The following is a 14,734-nucleotide window of genomic DNA, read 5'->3' on the forward strand; positions in this document are numbered from 1 at the left end:
CGAGGGCGACGGAGGTGTTGCCGCCGAAGAGGGCGGGGACGGCTGCCACGGGGGCGGGGATCTTCGAGGAGGCGGCGAGGTGCACGTTCGGGGTGGCGTTGGCGGCGGTGACGCCGACTCCGGCGACTCCGGCGATGAGGAGACCGGCTGCGGCGAAGGAGACTCCGGCTTTGGAGATCTTGAACATTTGGTGATCCTTTGGTGGAAGGTTTGTGGGCGTCTGCCCGATGCACTGTGTTCGGCACCCCTGCCCGAATCGACGGGTCCGGTTTCTCATCGAGATCCCGCTCCCAGAATTCACGGGTGAGGTCTGGCCATCCGTCCCCCGAACTGTGTAACTTGTCCCCCAAGACGGATCCCCCTCCGTCCGACGTGAGCGCAGAGCATCTGGGACCCTGCGCACTCATCCATCACGTCGATCGCGCACGCTCCCAGAACGGAACACCGATGTTCGACAAACGATTCATCAGCAGTGCCATCTCCCGAAGCGCCGAGAACCCCCTCGATCGGAGGCGCTTCCTGACCGCCGCCGGCGTGACGGGTCTCGGCGTCGGCGTCGCAGCCCTGGCCGGGGCCGCACCGGCCCAGGCCGCGACCGTCACCCCCTCCGACATCTCGCCGTCCGACCAGGCGATCTCCGACTCCGCCATCCTCAACTTCGCCTTGAACCTTGAGTACCTCGAGGCCGAGTTCTACCTCCGCGCCGTCACCGGCGTGGGCCTCGACAGCACGATGATCGACGGGATCGACCCCCAGGGGCCGGTCGTCGGCGGGCACAAGGTGCCGTTCAAGACCGCGCAGATCAAGGCGATCGCCACCGAGATCGCGGCCGACGAAAAGGCGCACGTCGCCTTCCTCCGCGCAGCCCTCGGCGGGGCCAAGGTCTCGCGCCCGGCCATCGACCTCTCGTCGAGCTTCTCCGCCGCAGCCCAGGCCGCCGGCCTGATCAAGGCGGGTGAGACCTTCGACCCGTTCGCCAGCGAGGAGAACTTCCTCCTCGGCGCCTTCATCTTCGAAGACGTCGGGGTCACGGCCTACAAGGGCGCCGCTCCTCTCATCTACAACAAGACGTACCTGAGTGCGGCCGCGGGCATCCTCTCGGTCGAGGCGTACCACGCGGGAATCATCCGCACCTCGCTCGCGACCAAAGGGCTCCAGGCGCCGGCGACCGCGATCTCGAACGCCCGCGACAGCCTCGACGGCCCGACCGACGACGACCAGGGCCTCACGCTGAACGGCGCCCTGAACCTGGTGCCGACCGACGCCAACAGCATCGCGTACGGTCGCACGGCCGAGCGTGTGCTCAACGTCGTCTACCTGACGCCGGTGCAGATCGACAAGGGCGGCTTCTTCCCCGCCGGCATCAACGGCGCGATCGTGGCGAGCGGCAACCCGGGCAGCGCGACCTCCTAGCGGGGCCTCGAGGCGCGGCACGTCGAAAGGCTCCGCCGAGAGAACGGGGGATGCACGGGTCGGTTCGGCCCGTGCATCCCCGCTTCTCATGCCCTGTCCCGGACCGCCTGCCAGAGTGGAGGCATGACCGTCGCCGAGACCACCTTCCCCCTGCCGAACACCGCCGGACTCCGCATCCCCGCGATCGGCTTCGGCACCTGGCAGGTCGATCGCACGGCCGTCGCCGCGGCAGCGCGAGCCGGCTACCCCGCCTTCGACAGCGCCACGATGTACCGCACCGAACGCGCCGTCACCGGCGGTCTGGCCGATGCAGGGCTCGCGCCGACCGACCGGTTCCTGACGACGAAGATCTGGCGCAGCGACATGACCGAGCGCGGCGTCCGCAGCGCCTTCCACGCCTCGACGCGGAACTTCGGGGTCGACACCATCGACCTCCTCCTGATCCACTGGCCGCAGGCCGCCGCGAGCAACCTCGAGACCTGGAAGACGATGGAGGAGCTGCTGGAGGCCGGCCGGGTGCGCGCGATCGGCGTCTCGAATTTCGACGCCGCCGAGCTCGACGCCCTGGCCGCCGGGTCGGACACCGTGCCGGCCGTCAACCAGATCGAGCTCCACCCGTTGCGGCAGCGGAAGGCTCTCGTCGAGGAGAGCCGGCAGAGGGGGATCTCCGTGACCGCGTACTCGCCGCTCGGCCAGGGCGGGCCCGTGCTCCGGGACCCCGACCTGACCGCCATCGCCGACGACCTGGGCGTCACGACCGCGCAGGTCAGCCTCCGGTGGTTGTTCCAGAAGGAGATCGTGAGCATCCCCCGCTCGTCGAACCCCGACCGGATCCGGCAGAACATCGACCTCGACGGCTTCGCTCTCGACGACGAGCAGATGGCGCGGATCGACGCGCTGCCGAAGCAGGGGCGCAACTGACGGCGGGCGCGGCCGGGCGGCTCAGTGCAGGCGGGACGACGACCGGACCGTGCCGTCGGCCTCGAGCGTGAGCGTCACCGAGTCGACCCGGGGGTGCCGGGCTCGGGGCACCCAGTAGAGCAGCCACAGGGCCCCGGTCACGACGACGAGACCGAGGTTGGCACAGAACGACACCCGGTGGATGCGCTGCAGGACGACCTCGTCGGGCGCCGAAGCGACCACGTTCCAGCCCCACGCGGTCCACTCCGCCACGGCCTCGGAGAAGGCGGCGGGTTCGGCGACGGCGGAGGCGGAGGTATCGCGAGGAGTCGCCACCTCTGCGGCCACGTCGGCCCGGGCATCCCCCGTCTCGCGCATCGCGATCCGCTGGAACACGCACGAGCACTGGGAGGCGAGGGGGCAGCCGCGGCCGTGGGCCGAGCGGGAGGCGGGGCTTTCGACCCGGGAACCGAGGGTGAGGGGAGTCGAAGTCACCCCGTGAGCCTATTCCCGCAGCGGGGCCTTGACCGGGCACCGCGACCTTTGCGAGCATCGGCCGTATGAGCCTCTACATCACGTGCCCGGTCGAGAGCGTCGAACGGGCGACCGCCTTCTACACGGCGCTCGGCTGGACCCTCCACGCCGAGATGTCCAATCAGGACGCCTCGTGCTTCGCGATCAGCGCCGACCAGTACATCATGCTCACGAGCCGCGAGATGTACGAGAGCGTCGGAGGCGTCGAGGCCCTCGTCGGCGGCCCGGACACCCCTTCGAAGGTCACCGTCTCGTTCGATCTCGGCAGCCAGGAGGCGGTCGACGAGCTCACCGAGCGCGCCGGTGCCGCCGGCGGCCGGATCGGCGACACCGACGACTACCCCTTCATGTACCAGCGCCAGTTCGACGACCCCGACGGGTACCACTACTCGCCGTTCTGGATCAAGCCGGCGACCGACCCCGCCGTGTGAGCGTCACCGCCGACTGCCCGGGTTCGTCGGAGGCTCTCAGATGCACGACCCCGGATCGTCGGAGGTGCCGATGATCGTGTAGAGAGTCGCGCGCAGCAGCGCGGTCTGCTGCTCGTCGAGGGCGTTCACGGCGGCCGTCTCGGCAGCGTGGACCCCGACCGCGATGGTCGCGCGAAGGCGTTCTCCCTCGATGGAGAGAGCGGGGATGCGCGCCCGGCGGTCACGGGCGTCGACGCTCCTCGTCACGAGGCCGGCCTTCACCAGCCTGTCGATCTCGGTGGCGAGCGTGGTCTTGTCCATGCCGAGCGCCTGCCCCAGTTCGAGCTGGGTGAGGTTCTGCGTCTTGTGGAGGGCACTGAGCACGATGTGGTCACGGAGGGTCAGACCATGCCGTTCCGCTTCGGCCCCGACGGCGGCGTGCATTCGCTGAGCGGCGCGGTGGAGGAGCCAGGTCAGCTCGGAGTCCGGGCCGGGCCCCAGAACGGGTCGTGGCAGCTCCGGTCGATGGGGCCCCTTCGTCGCGAGAGCGTCGGCGTCGGATGTCTGCATGGTCACATTCTCACTCACCCGTAGCGGGAAAGACCGACGGCAGAAGGGGGATGCCCTCGTACGCGCCGACGTCGTGGGCCGGCACGATTCGTACCGCCTCACTGAGGGCGATGCTGCGCTGGAGCCCGAGGCGGACGGTGTCGGCGTCCACGTCGGCGACCCGACGCAGCATCCACGGGCGTTCGGCCCCGCGGGTGATGCCGTCCATCTGCCAGGTCAGATCGCCGATGAAGCCGTACCGCTCGCCCGAGGGCAGAGCGACGAAGACGACGACGGAACCGGACGTGTGGCCCGCAGCGAGGGCGACGACGACGGATCCGTCCCCGTAGACGTCGAAACTCGCCGGGAAGCCGAGGTAGGGAGGCCCGTCGAGCGCGTATTCGTGGATCTCCAGGCCACTCGACACCGAACGGAACACGGCGCCGTGGGCGTCCTCGGCGCCGTAGCGGAGCTCGTCTGCGTTGATCCAGACGGGGACCCGCAGGGAGTCGAGGCCACTCACGTGATCCCAGTGCACATGCGTGACGAGCACTCCCCGGAGCCGAGACCGGTCGTAACCGGCGGCTCGCAACTGGTGCGCAACCGTCTCTCCCCGCTCGTAGGGCGCGCGTTCCAGGCGAGGGAGCATCTTCACGTGCTCGGCCAGGTTCTCGCCGAACCCCGCGTCGATGAGCAGGTCGCCCTGCGGGTGGGAGATCAGGACCGCGGTGGCGGCGAAACGCCGCTTGTCGAACACGGACCCGCCCGTCACGGCGAGCGCCGCACGAGCGGAATAGGTGCCAGTAGGAATGCGATGGATCGCCAGGTCGGCGGGTGGCGTCGCCGTGGGGAGCGGGTCGGACCAGAGCGGGAGGCGTGACGTTCTCATTCTCAAATCGTACGAGTTAGGATGATCCGAGTCAAGAGTATTTTGGACTCGTCAGCCGGCCACCCCGGCAGCCTGGAGGAGGAGCCCGGCGATCTCACGCGCTCTGACGCCTGCCTCCGGCTCGCCGTCGACCGCACTGACGACGGTCGCGCCTTCGATGAGGATCAAGAGGTGCTCGACCAGCGCGTCGGCATCGTTCGCGCCCGCCCCCTGGAGGGATCTCGCCATCAGGGCTCGATAGGAGTCGAGGTGCCGGCGAGCGATGGCCCGGAGAGCCTCGTCGGACATCCGCGTCTCCGCGGCAGCGCTCACCACGGCACAGCCATGGAAGTCGTCCTGCCGGTACCAGTCGAGCAGCAGGTCGAAAATCCGGAGGATGCGTCGACGGCCGGGGGGAAGCGATTCCACGCCGTGCCTCAACCACTCCTGGACCCGCGCGCTTCGATCCGCGAGAGTCGCCTCGATCAGCAGCTCTTTGGAACGGAAGTTCTTGTACATCGAGGCCTTCGACGCGCCGGCCGCTGCAGCCAGATCGGAGACGCTGACCGCCGCCGTGCCGCGAGTCGCGAAGATCTCTTCGGAGACGTGGAGGATTCTCTCCCTGGTCGCCTCGGGGTCGAGTCGAGCGCCTGGTGGAACGGGCATGTGCCTCCTCCTTCGAGCGAGGGGAATCGGTGGGGCGCGTGCTGGACATGCCGTCTGCGTGCAGGTGCGCTTTGACAGAGATAGTACCGGACGGTACCTTGTCGAAGATGTCCTCGACACACCTTCTCGTGCATCACCACGCAGGCCTCGGCGGCGGCGATCTCGGGCCCGCACACATCACGATCGGTCCCGATGGCTCCGTCGACTCGGTCAGGCCCTGGGCTCCCCCGGTTCCGGCTGAGGCGGGCGGGCCCGAACTGACGGCCATCCCCCTGTTGGCCGACTCCCACCTGCACCTAGGCATCTCGGACGGGGTTCACGACGACCCCGACTTCCACACGATCGATCACATCGACGGGCAACTCGAGCAGTTGGCTCGTTTCGGAATCGGGCTCGCGCATTCGCTCGGGACCGACCAGCCGTGGCTCACCGAAACGCTTGTGGAGCGGCGTGCGGCCGACCCTCTCGGCCGGGCCGTCGGCCACAGCGCAGGGGTCGGATTCGGCGCCGTCGACGGGTGGCCGCCCGAACTCACGCGGCCTCGATTGCGGTACCGGCCGACGGAGCCGGAGCAGGCTCGCGGGTACGTGCGCGATCTCGCCGCTCAGGGATGCACCACCGTGAAGATCTGGACCGACAGCTTCGGAGGGACGGTCCCGAAGACGCTGACGGCGATCGCGCGAGCGATCATCGCTGAAGCACATGACCACGGCATCACGACGTTCGCCCACGTGAAGGACCACGCCGATGCGGAGTCCCTCGTCGAACTCGAGGTCGATGTCCTGGCGCACTCCATCCGCGACCGCCCGATCTCCGATCGACTCCTGGACTCCATGGCGGTCCACGGAACGACCCTCGTCCCGACCCTCTCCCGCGAGGAGGCCGAGTTCGCCTTCTCGACTCTTCACAACCCCTACCTCGAGGACGACTCGTTCCGCCGCGCCGCCGGGCCCAGAGGTGTCGAGCGACTCCGCCACGAGCGGTTGTCCGTCGATCCTGCCCATCCGGCGCGGAGCCTCGAGATCGCCCTGGAGAACGTGCGCCGAACCCACACGCACGGAATCGACGTCGGGCTCGGCACGGACAGCGGGTTTCGGTTCAAGCTCCTCGGGTTCGCCCAGCATCGGGAGCTCGAACTGCTCACCCGAGCGGGCTTGAGCACTTCTGCCGCCCTCGGCGCCGGCCTGGCTGTGAACAGACGGCTCCTCGGTGCCGAGCAGACCGGAATCGACTCGACCGGTCCGGCCTCGTTCTTCATCGTCGAAGGGGATCCGTGGAAGGACATCCGGGCGACGCAGTCGATCGAGGAGGTCTGGATCTCCGGTCGGCGAATAGTCGCCCACTCCCCCGAATCATCACATCGGTGACGGGCATCCCGCGCTCACAGACCCTTCGCCCTGCACCTTCGGCCCGTTCGCAGTTGTCCGACGAGAAGAGTGAGTGTACAGTCACTCACATGCCCACGAAGTCGCTGTCCACGTCGGAACGTCGCATTCCCGCGATCGTCGACGCCGCTCGCGACACGTTCGCCGTCGGGGGCTACGCGGGCACCACCGTCGCCGACGTGGCCAAGGCGGCCGGCATCTCGAGCGCGTACGTCTTCAAACTCTTCCCGACCAAGCAGGACCTCTTCGTCGCCGCCCTCGACCGCTCTTTCGTCGAGATCGTCGAGACCCTCACCCGCGCCGCCGACGCCTCGAGTGCGACGAAGCCCGACGATGTCCTCGACGCCATGGCCGCCGCCTATGCCGGGCTCATCGCCGACCGGACCCTCTTGCTGCTCCAGGTCCACGCGCAGTCGTCGGCGGGCGTCACCGAGGTGGGCGCCGCCCTCCGCCGGGGGCTCGAGAAGGTCACCACCACGGCGTCGCAGAAGTCGAAAGCCGATGACGACGCCGTTCAACGATTCCTGGCCTTCGGCCAGCTCTGCCACCTCGTCGTCACGGCAGGCATCGGCGACGTCGACGCGGACTGGGCGCGCCTCATCGCTCGGGGCATCCGCCACCCCGACACCGCCACCCCCTGACGACCGATCGTCGCTCACTCGGACACGTTTCGTGATCACAGCGGGTGAGTGATCAATCACACATATCCCCACGAAAGGAACATCATGCACGAGACCATCCTCATCGCCGGCGCCACCGGCGCCACCGGCGGCGCGACCCTGGACGCCCTCACGAAATCGGGCGGGAGGGCCGCGGCCATGACGCGCCGCACGTCGGCGCCCCTGCCTGCCGGAGCGACGCGGGTCCTGGCCGACTTCGACGACGGAGCCTCCCTGTCGAGGGCCCTGGACGGCGTCACGGCCGCCTACCTCGTCACGCCGTCGAGCGAAGCGGCGGAGGAGCAGCAGATCGACTTCATCGATCGAGCTCGCGCGGCGGGAGTGGAGCACATCGTCCTGCTCTCCCAATTGGCCGCGGCAGACGACTCGCCCGTCCGATTCCTGCGCTATCACGCCGCCGTCGAGGCGCACCTCCTGGCATCCGGCATCGGGGCCACCATCCTCCGCCCGAATCTCTTCATGCAGGGGCTGTTCGCTTTTCGGGATTCGATCGCAGCCCAGGGAGCCTTCTTCGCACCCGTCGGCGACGCGCGTGTCAGCGCCGTCGACGTCCGCGACATCGGGGCCGTCGCGGCGACGGCGCTGCTCTCGAGCACCCCCCTCGGCACCCTCGATCTCACGGGGCCGGAAGCACTGACCCACGCGGAGATGGCCCTCGCCCTCGGATCGGCCCTCGGAAAGGACGTCGTGTTCGTGAACGCGTCTCCCGAGGATTTCGCGACGGCCCTCGCAGGCATCCTGCCCCCGTGGCAGGTCGCGGGACTCGTCGAGGACTATGCCCACTACGCCGCGCACGAAGCGGCGGCTGTCTCCTCCGACGTCGAGCGGGTCCTCGGTCGCCGTCCGATCGCCTTCGCCGCCTTCGCTCGGGATCACGCGCCGGACTTCGCCTAGCCCCCGGCACCGATGTCGGACCCTCGAGCCACAATGGCCCGAGCGCAATCGATCCGACCAGCGCCCTTCAAGCCCCTCGGGCCGACTGGGCGGTCGACCACCCGAAGGAGTCCGACGCATGAACAGAGTCAGCCGGTCCGCCGCTCCGGATCGCTTCGAGGACGAGGCCCTCGTCGACCTCCTCCGCAGGCTGAGGTCCTACCGACGCGTCTCCCTGCCATCCGACCGCGGCTGGGACCTCGGTACCGACGGGGACTACCTCGCCGAGCTCGTCCGATACTGGGCCGACGAGTACGACTGGCGGACACACGAGGGGCGAATCCGCGACCTGCCCTGGGAGATCGGCGGCGCCGCGCCTCATGCCCTTCGAGTCGTTCATCAGCGAGCCACGATCGGGCCGGGCACGAGCGCTCCCGTCCTGCTCCTTCACGGCTGGCCCGATTCAGTCCTGCGCTTCGAGCGACTCCTCCCCCGGCTGCGCGACCTGGACGTCGTCGTGCCGGCGCTGCCCGGGTTTCCGTTCGCTCTCCCGATCGCTGAAGGAGGGCTGTCGGCCGCGGCGATGGCCGACGCCGTGGCCGACATGATGCTCGACCTCGGCCACGTTCGCTACGTCGTCTCGGCCGGCGACGTCGGCTGCGACGTGGCTGAGGCCCTGGCCGCGAAGTACCCCGACAACGTCGTGGCCCTGCACCTCGCCGACGTCTCCCAGTACCACTTCCTGACGGACCTCCCCGACGACCTGAGCGCGGCAGAACAGCGCTACGTGGAGCGCGGACACCGATGGCAGGCCGCAGAGGGCGGCTACATGCACGAGCAGTCGACCAGACCTCAGACGCTGGCGGTCGGACTGAACGACTCGCCGTCGGGGCTGGCCGCGTGGCTCATCGAGAAGCTGCGCGCGTGGACGGACTCGGACGGCGACATCGAGACGGTGTTCAGCAAAGACGAGCTGCTCACGTGGGTCATGGCCTATTGGACGACGGGCAGCATCGGCACGTCTTTCACTCCGTACGCCAAGAAAAGTGACAAGAGGTCACGCCCGACCGCACCGACCGTGTTCACGATGTTCCCGAAGGACCTCGTCAACGCACCGGAAGAATTCGCGCGCCGCCTCTTCGCCACGCACACCTGGCTCGAGTTCGCGAAAGGCGGCCACTTCGCCGCATGGGAAGTCCCCGAGGACTACGAGACCGGCATCCGCCTCGCCGTGGATCTGGCGGCGAAGGTCGCACCCGACGCGGCCACCGACCCCGCCGGCTAGGCCCCGAGCTCGGCGCGCACGATGGCCGCGCCCGCCGACAGCGCACTCAGCTTCTCGAGCGACGCGTTCCTCGACATCGGCGCCATGCCGCAGTTGGTGCTCGGGATCAGGTTCTCCGCGTCGACGAAGCGAAGGGCGTTCCGAAGCGTCTCCGCGACTTCCTCCGGGGTCTCGACCGTCTCGCTCGCCACGTCGATGGCCCCGAGCATGACCTTCTTGCCCCGCAGGAGCTCGACGAGGTCGACCGGGACGTGCGAGTGGTGGGACTCGAGCGAGACGGTGTCGATCGTCGACTGCTGCAGGAGCGGGAAGGACGTCTCGTACTGCCGCCATTCCGGCCCGAGCGTCGCCTTCCAGTCGTTGTTCGCCTTGATCCCGTAGCCGTAGCAGATGTGCACGACGGTCTCCGCGCGCAGGCCTTCGGCGGCCCGTTCCAGAGTGGCGACGCCCCAGTCCTGCACCTCGTCGTGGAAGACGTTGAAGGCGGGCTCGTCGAACTGGATGACGTCGACCCCGGCCGCCTCGAGCTCTCTCGCCTCCTGATTGAGGATCGTCGCGAACTCCCACGCCAACTTCTCGCGGCTCTTGTAGTGACGGTCGGAGAGCGTGTCGATCATCGTCATCGGGCCGGGAAGCGCCCATTTGATGGGCCGATCGGTCTGAGCGCGGAGGAACTTCGCGTCGTCGACGAACACCGGCTTCTCGCGACTCACCGCCCCGACGACGGTCGGCACGCTCGCGTCGTACCGATCACGGATCCGGACGGTCTCGCGCTGCTCGAAATCGACGCCGCTCAGGTGCTCGATGAACGTCGTGACGAAGTGCTGACGGGTCTGCTCACCGTCGCTGATGATGTCGATACCGCGTCGGAGCTGCTCGTGGACGGCGATGCGCAACGCGTCCTGCTTGCCCTCGACCAAGGCATCCCCCTGCAGTTTCCACGGGGACCAGAGGGTTCCCGGCTCCGCGAGCCAGGTCGGTTTCGGCAGGCTGCCGACGGTCGAGGTGGGAAGGAGTGAGTTCATGATCGTCGCTTCTCCGTCGGTCATCGGATGGGTTCGGGGTAGGTGGCGGCCCACTGCTCGAGGGCCTCTTTGTGCGGCTTCACGAAGTGCTCCTCGGTGAACCGCCCCTGCGTGAGGGCGAGTCGACTGCGCTCGTCCCGGTCGTAGGCGATCTCCGTCCGCGAGTAGTCCTGTTGCGTGAGGCTCGGTCGATAGGTGCTCGCGGCCGCCGAGTTCGCGTTGTAGACCTCGGGGCGATAGATCTTCTGGAAGGTTTCCATCGTGCTGATGGTGCCGACGAGCTGCAGGTTGGAGTAGTCGTTCAGCAGATCGCCGCGGAAATAGAACGCGAGCGGCGCCACGCTGCCGGTCGGCATGAAGTACCGGACCGTCAGACCCATCCGGCCGAAGTAGTCGTCGGTCAGCGACGGGTCGTCCTGGCGGTACTCGACGCCGAGGATCGGGTGGTGGTTGTCCGTCCGCTGGTAGGTCTTGCTCGTCGAGACGCTGATGCAGATGACGGGGGTCATCGGGAAGCGCTCCTGGTAGACGGCGGAGTCGAGGAAGTGCTGGAACAGCTTGCCGTGCAGAGCGCCGAAGTCGTCGGGGACAGTGAACGCCGCGGCGTCGTCGTTGACGGAGGGCAGCAGGATGCTGAAATCGAAATCGCGGAGGTACGACGAGAAGTTGTTGCCCACGATGCCCTGGTGCCGGCGGCCCGTCAGGTGGTCCACGATGTGGACGTCGAGGACCTCGAGCAGGGGGAACTGCTGGTCTTCGCCGTCCGCCGAGAACTGCAGCTCGACGGTGACGATGTCCAGCTCGACCGTGTAGCGGTCCCCGGCGGCGTTGTCCCAGCGAGCGAGGTCGTTGAACCGACGGTCGATCATCGTCAGGGCGTTCCGGAGATTCTCCTGCCGGCGCTCGCCTCGGGCCAGGTTGGCGAAGTTGGTCGTGGCCCGCGAGTTGCTCGACGGGGTGTAGTCCTCGTCGAAACGGGTGCTGGTGATGCTAAACGCGAAGTCGTTCGCCATGGGCGGCCAATCCGGGGGATGCTCGGCCGGGGTGGGCCTCGTGGAAGTCGGTTCGTCCATCGTGCCCGAGCGCACGGGCATCGAGTAATTCGAAGCTTCGATACCTGCCTATAGTCTTTCCCTATGGCCCGTCAGACGAGCGGCATCACCCTCCAGCAGCTCAGCTACTTCATCGAGGTCGCAGCCGAGGGCTCGATCACCGCGGCCGCTGATTTGCTCTTCGTGGCGCAGCCGACCATGTCGGCCGCGATGAAAGACCTCGAGTCCCGAGTGGGCCGGACGCTGCTCCTCCGCTCCGCCCGCGGGGTCACGCTCACGAGCGACGGCACCGAGTTCCTCGGGTACGCCCGGCAGGTGGTCGAACAGGCGGCGCTCCTCGAACAGCGCTACCTCGGTCGCCCACCGTCTCGGCGGCTGCTCGGGGTGTCGACGCAGCACTACTCGTTCGCGGTCGACGCGTTCGTCCAGATGGTGAAGGGCACCGAAGCGGCCGAGTACGAGTTCTCGCTGCGGGAGACCCGCACCTGGGACATCATCGAGGACGTCCGGACGCTCCGCAGCGAACTGGGCATCCTCTACCGGAACGACTTCAATCGCAACGTCATCGACAAGCTGCTGCGCGACTCCGGACTCGTCTTCCACCCGCTCTTCGTCGCCGAGCCGCACATCTTCATCTCCCGGAAGAACCCCCTCGCCTCGCGGGATCGCGCGACCCTCGACGATCTGGCCGACCTGCCGCGACTCACCTTCGACCAGGGCACGAACAACTCTTTCTACTTCGCCGAGGAGATCCTCTCCACGCTGTCGAGCAGTCGGGAGATCCGCGTCTCCGATCGCGCGACGATCTTCAACCTCATGATCGGCCTCAACGGCTACACGATCTCGACCGGGATCGTGAGCGACGATCTCGACCCGGACATCGTCGCCGTGCCCCTCGACGTCGACGAGCACATCGAGATCGGCTGGATCGGCCACTCCGCGATCCCCCTCACCGAACAGGGCCGGCGCTACCTCGCCGAGGTCCGGAGGGTGGTGGCCGGATTCGGCGTCGAGCTGCTCGGCTAGGCGCTGCTCGGCTGGGCGCCGTCCGGCTGGGCGCTGCTCGGCTGGGCGCCGTCGCCCTTTCCGCTCACCAGAAAGAGACACCGTCGAGACCGTCGCCCTTCCTATCGTTGGCGTGCTGAGCACTGTGACGATGCAGTCGAGAGAGGGACACTCATGAAGCAGATGGACGGAACCGCGGACAGCCCCGAGCTGGTGCAGCTCTACAAGGATTTCGACGCCAACAACATGGCTCCGCTCTGGACCCAGCGCGACGACCTCATGCCGGTGACGCCCACCCCGCAAGCGATTCCATTCGTCTGGCGGTGGAAGGCGCTCTTCGACATCGCGCAGCGTTCGGGCGACCTCGTGCCGATCGGCCGAGGCGGCGAGCGCCGGGCCGTCGGCCTGACGAACCCCGGACTCCCGGGCACGGGCTACGCGACCCCGACCCTCTGGGCGGCGATCCAGTATCTCGGAGGCTACGAGACCGCTCCCGAACACCGGCACTCGCAGAACGCCTTCCGCTTCGTCGTCGAGGGCGAGGGGGTGTGGACCGTGGTGAACGGCGATCCCGTGGCCATGCGTCGCGGCGACCTCCTCTTGACCCCGGGCTGGAACTTCCACGGCCACCACAACGACACCGCGAACCCGATGGCGTGGATCGACGGCCTCGACATCCCGTTCTCCAGTCAGATGGACGTGGGCTTCTTCGAGTTCGGGGCCGACCGCGTGACGGACGAGGCCTCGCCGGCCGTGTCGCGTGCGGAGCGCCTCTGGGCCTACCCGGGCCTGCGCCCGCTCAGCCAGCTCGACGACAAGAAGAGCTCGCCCCTGTCCGCCTATCGGTGGGAGGCCACCGACGCGGCTCTGACCGAGCAGTTGAAGCTCGAGGACGAGGGATTTCCCGCCACCGTCTCGCAGGGGCACGCGGCGATCCGGTTCACCAACCCCACCACCGGCGGCGACGTGATGTCGACCATCCGCTGCGAGTTCCATCGCTTCCGAGCCGGCGCGTCCAGCGCTCCGCGTCACGAGGTCGGGTCGTCGGTGTGGCAGGTCTTCGAAGGATCGGGGACCGTCGTCCTGGGCGACGAAGAGCACCGCCTGACCACCGGCGACCTCTTCGTGGTGCCGAGTTGGGTGCCGTGGTCGATCCACGCCGACTCGCAGTTCGACCTGTTCCGCTTCAACGACGGGCCGATCATGGATCGACTCAACTTCTCGCGCACGTACATCCCGGAAGCCGCCAAGTGAAGCTGGGAACCCTGCGCACGGGACTCTCGACGACCGCCGTTCGCGTCGACGACGACTCCGTCGTCGAGATCGCCGGGTTCGACGACGTCGGAGCACTGCTGCAGGAGCCGGAGTGGTCGTCCATTGCGCGGGATGCCGAGGGTCCGAGCCGGCGCACTTCCGATGTCGCGCCGAAGGACTGGGCGCCGGTCGTGACCAGGCCGTCGAAGATCGTCTGCGTCGGATTGAACTACGCCAATCACATCCGCGAGATGGGCCGAGAGCTGCCGGAGTTCCCCACGCTCTTCGCGAAATACCCGGAAGCGCTCATCGGGCCCTTCGACGACATCGTCCTGCCGTCCTACGCGGCCCAGGCGCTCGACTGGGAGGCCGAGCTCGCGCTCGTGATCGGCGCCCCCGCGCGTCGACTCGAGGAGGAGGAGGCCCTGTCGGCCATCGCGGGATTCACCGTGATCAACGACGTGACGATGCGCGACTTCCAATACCGGACCCCGGAGTGGTTCCAGGGCAAGACGTTCGAGGATTCGACGCCTCTCGGCCCGTTCCTGACCCTCCGCGAGGACTACCGGCTCGGCACCGAACTGCAGAGCAGGGTCGACGGCGAGGTCATGCAGTCGGCCACGACCGACGACCTGGTGTTCGGCCCCGCCGCGCTCGTGTCGTACATCTCGAAGATCGTCACCTTGAATCCCGGCGACGTCATCGCGACCGGGACGCCGGGCGGCGTGGGCCATGCGCGCAAACCGCCGCGATATCTGACCGACGGCGCTGTCCTCACGACGTCGATCGAGGGTCTGGGCATCCTCACCAACGCAGTTCGAGTGGAGGCCTGAGC

At 68.1% G+C, this 14,734-nt stretch carries 17 protein-coding genes; 10 read left to right on the plus strand and 7 right to left on the minus strand.

From position 1 onward, the window contains the following. On the minus strand, window positions 1-187 hold a 187-nt coding region (locus ABEA39_RS17650; protein ID WP_345377286.1), incomplete at its 3' end, for a hypothetical protein. Window positions 188-447: 260 nt separating this feature from the next. Here ABEA39_RS17650 and ABEA39_RS17655 point away from each other — a divergent pair. Then, a complete protein-coding gene (locus tag ABEA39_RS17655) occupies window positions 448-1,413 on the plus strand; it encodes a ferritin-like domain-containing protein (protein ID WP_345377287.1) in 966 nt (321 codons plus the stop codon). A 123-nt stretch (window positions 1,414-1,536) separates the two neighbouring features. Then, window positions 1,537-2,334 (plus strand): aldo/keto reductase, encoded by a 798-nt coding sequence (locus ABEA39_RS17660; RefSeq protein WP_345377288.1) that lies wholly within the window; start codon window positions 1,537-1,539, stop codon window positions 2,332-2,334. A gap of 21 nt (window positions 2,335-2,355) precedes the next feature. Here ABEA39_RS17660 and ABEA39_RS17665 read toward each other — a convergent pair whose 3' ends face one another. After that, window positions 2,356-2,808, minus strand: a complete 453-nt coding sequence (locus ABEA39_RS17665; protein ID WP_345377289.1) for a hypothetical protein — start codon at window positions 2,806-2,808, stop codon at window positions 2,356-2,358. Between the two features lie 65 nt (window positions 2,809-2,873). Here ABEA39_RS17665 and ABEA39_RS17670 point away from each other — a divergent pair, with 65 nt between their 5' ends. Then, window positions 2,874-3,278 (plus strand): VOC family protein, encoded by a 405-nt coding sequence (locus ABEA39_RS17670; protein ID WP_345377290.1) that lies wholly within the window; start codon window positions 2,874-2,876, stop codon window positions 3,276-3,278. Window positions 3,279-3,314: 36 nt separating this feature from the next. On the opposite strand, the gene ABEA39_RS17675 is transcribed toward ABEA39_RS17670, so the two are convergent. From ABEA39_RS17675 to ABEA39_RS17685, 3 genes are read right to left on the minus strand one after another with little or no spacing between them, the layout of a single operon-like run. Further along, window positions 3,315-3,827 carry a MarR family winged helix-turn-helix transcriptional regulator gene (locus ABEA39_RS17675; protein ID WP_345377291.1) on the minus strand — a complete coding sequence of 171 codons (513 nt, stop codon included), beginning with the start codon at window positions 3,825-3,827 and terminating at the stop codon, window positions 3,315-3,317. A gap of 10 nt (window positions 3,828-3,837) precedes the next feature. Beyond that, complete coding sequence (locus ABEA39_RS17680) at window positions 3,838-4,695, minus strand: MBL fold metallo-hydrolase (RefSeq protein ID WP_345377292.1); 858 nt, start codon at window positions 4,693-4,695, stop codon at window positions 3,838-3,840. 51 nt (window positions 4,696-4,746) lie between these two features. Continuing rightward, window positions 4,747-5,340, minus strand: coding sequence for a TetR/AcrR family transcriptional regulator (locus tag ABEA39_RS17685; protein WP_345377293.1), 594 nt, complete (start codon window positions 5,338-5,340; stop codon window positions 4,747-4,749). Between the two features lie 107 nt (window positions 5,341-5,447). Here ABEA39_RS17685 and ABEA39_RS17690 point away from each other — a divergent pair, with 107 nt between their 5' ends. From ABEA39_RS17690 to ABEA39_RS17705, 4 genes are all read left to right on the plus strand, one after another. Beyond that, the gene (locus tag ABEA39_RS17690) at window positions 5,448-6,707 is read left to right on the plus strand and encodes an amidohydrolase family protein (RefSeq protein ID WP_345377294.1); all 1,260 of its coding nucleotides are present in this window, start codon (window positions 5,448-5,450) and stop codon (window positions 6,705-6,707) included. 89 nt (window positions 6,708-6,796) lie between these two features. Then, window positions 6,797-7,366: a TetR/AcrR family transcriptional regulator gene (locus ABEA39_RS17695; protein ID WP_345377295.1), complete on the plus strand. Its 570-nt coding sequence runs from the start codon at window positions 6,797-6,799 to the stop codon at window positions 7,364-7,366. Between the two features lie 84 nt (window positions 7,367-7,450). Beyond that, window positions 7,451-8,299 (plus strand): NmrA family NAD(P)-binding protein, encoded by an 849-nt coding sequence (locus ABEA39_RS17700; protein WP_345377296.1) that lies wholly within the window; start codon window positions 7,451-7,453, stop codon window positions 8,297-8,299. A 118-nt stretch (window positions 8,300-8,417) separates the two neighbouring features. Beyond that, a complete protein-coding gene (locus ABEA39_RS17705; RefSeq protein ID WP_345377297.1) occupies window positions 8,418-9,563 on the plus strand; it encodes an epoxide hydrolase family protein in 1,146 nt (381 codons plus the stop codon). Here ABEA39_RS17705 and ABEA39_RS17710 read toward each other — a convergent pair. Together ABEA39_RS17710 and ABEA39_RS17715 are read right to left on the minus strand one after the other, a co-directional pair. Then, window positions 9,560-10,588 carry a methionine synthase gene (locus ABEA39_RS17710; protein WP_345377298.1) on the minus strand — a complete coding sequence of 343 codons (1,029 nt, stop codon included), beginning with the start codon at window positions 10,586-10,588 and terminating at the stop codon, window positions 9,560-9,562. The genes ABEA39_RS17705 and ABEA39_RS17710 overlap by 4 nt on opposite strands. Before the next feature lie 20 nt (window positions 10,589-10,608). Beyond that, on the minus strand, window positions 10,609-11,601 hold the full coding sequence (locus tag ABEA39_RS17715) for a DUF1852 domain-containing protein (protein WP_345377482.1): 993 nt from the start codon (window positions 11,599-11,601) through the stop codon (window positions 10,609-10,611). A gap of 123 nt (window positions 11,602-11,724) precedes the next feature. Between ABEA39_RS17715 and ABEA39_RS17720 the strand changes: the two genes are divergently transcribed. From ABEA39_RS17720 to ABEA39_RS17730, 3 genes are all read left to right on the plus strand, one after another. After that, entirely contained in the window at window positions 11,725-12,666 is a 942-nt protein-coding gene (locus tag ABEA39_RS17720; protein ID WP_345377299.1) for a LysR family transcriptional regulator, read from the plus strand. 153 nt (window positions 12,667-12,819) lie between these two features. Then, on the plus strand, window positions 12,820-13,899 hold the full coding sequence (locus ABEA39_RS17725; protein WP_345377300.1) for a cupin domain-containing protein: 1,080 nt from the start codon (window positions 12,820-12,822) through the stop codon (window positions 13,897-13,899). Further along, a complete protein-coding gene (locus ABEA39_RS17730) occupies window positions 13,896-14,732 on the plus strand; it encodes a fumarylacetoacetate hydrolase family protein (RefSeq protein WP_345377301.1) in 837 nt (278 codons plus the stop codon). The genes ABEA39_RS17725 and ABEA39_RS17730 overlap by 4 nt, the downstream gene beginning before the upstream one ends. The last annotated feature ends 2 nt before the right edge of the window (window positions 14,733-14,734 follow it).

Source organism: Frondihabitans cladoniiphilus (genome assembly GCF_039544345.1).
GTDB lineage: Bacteria > Actinomycetota > Actinomycetes > Actinomycetales > Microbacteriaceae > Frondihabitans > Frondihabitans cladoniiphilus.

Coding starts and splice junctions, on each gene's coding strand:
- ABEA39_RS17710 (WP_345377298.1), bottom strand. CDS start 10,588: ATGAACTCACTCCTTCCCACCTCGACCGTCGGCAGCCTGCCGAAACCG.
- ABEA39_RS17675 (WP_345377291.1), bottom strand. CDS start 3,827: ATGCAGACATCCGACGCCGACGCTCTCGCGACGAAGGGGCCCCATCGA.
- ABEA39_RS17715 (WP_345377482.1), bottom strand. CDS start 11,601: ATGGCGAACGACTTCGCGTTTAGCATCACCAGCACCCGTTTCGACGAG.
- ABEA39_RS17725 (WP_345377300.1), top strand. CDS start 12,820: ATGAAGCAGATGGACGGAACCGCGGACAGCCCCGAGCTGGTGCAGCTC.
- ABEA39_RS17705 (WP_345377297.1), top strand. CDS start 8,418: ATGAACAGAGTCAGCCGGTCCGCCGCTCCGGATCGCTTCGAGGACGAG.
- ABEA39_RS17690 (WP_345377294.1), top strand. CDS start 5,448: ATGTCCTCGACACACCTTCTCGTGCATCACCACGCAGGCCTCGGCGGC.
- ABEA39_RS17670 (WP_345377290.1), top strand. CDS start 2,874: ATGAGCCTCTACATCACGTGCCCGGTCGAGAGCGTCGAACGGGCGACC.
- ABEA39_RS17655 (WP_345377287.1), top strand. CDS start 448: ATGTTCGACAAACGATTCATCAGCAGTGCCATCTCCCGAAGCGCCGAG.
- ABEA39_RS17695 (WP_345377295.1), top strand. CDS start 6,797: ATGCCCACGAAGTCGCTGTCCACGTCGGAACGTCGCATTCCCGCGATC.
- ABEA39_RS17685 (WP_345377293.1), bottom strand. CDS start 5,340: ATGCCCGTTCCACCAGGCGCTCGACTCGACCCCGAGGCGACCAGGGAG.
- ABEA39_RS17660 (WP_345377288.1), top strand. CDS start 1,537: ATGACCGTCGCCGAGACCACCTTCCCCCTGCCGAACACCGCCGGACTC.
- ABEA39_RS17700 (WP_345377296.1), top strand. CDS start 7,451: ATGCACGAGACCATCCTCATCGCCGGCGCCACCGGCGCCACCGGCGGC.
- ABEA39_RS17720 (WP_345377299.1), top strand. CDS start 11,725: ATGGCCCGTCAGACGAGCGGCATCACCCTCCAGCAGCTCAGCTACTTC.
- ABEA39_RS17680 (WP_345377292.1), bottom strand. CDS start 4,695: ATGAGAACGTCACGCCTCCCGCTCTGGTCCGACCCGCTCCCCACGGCG.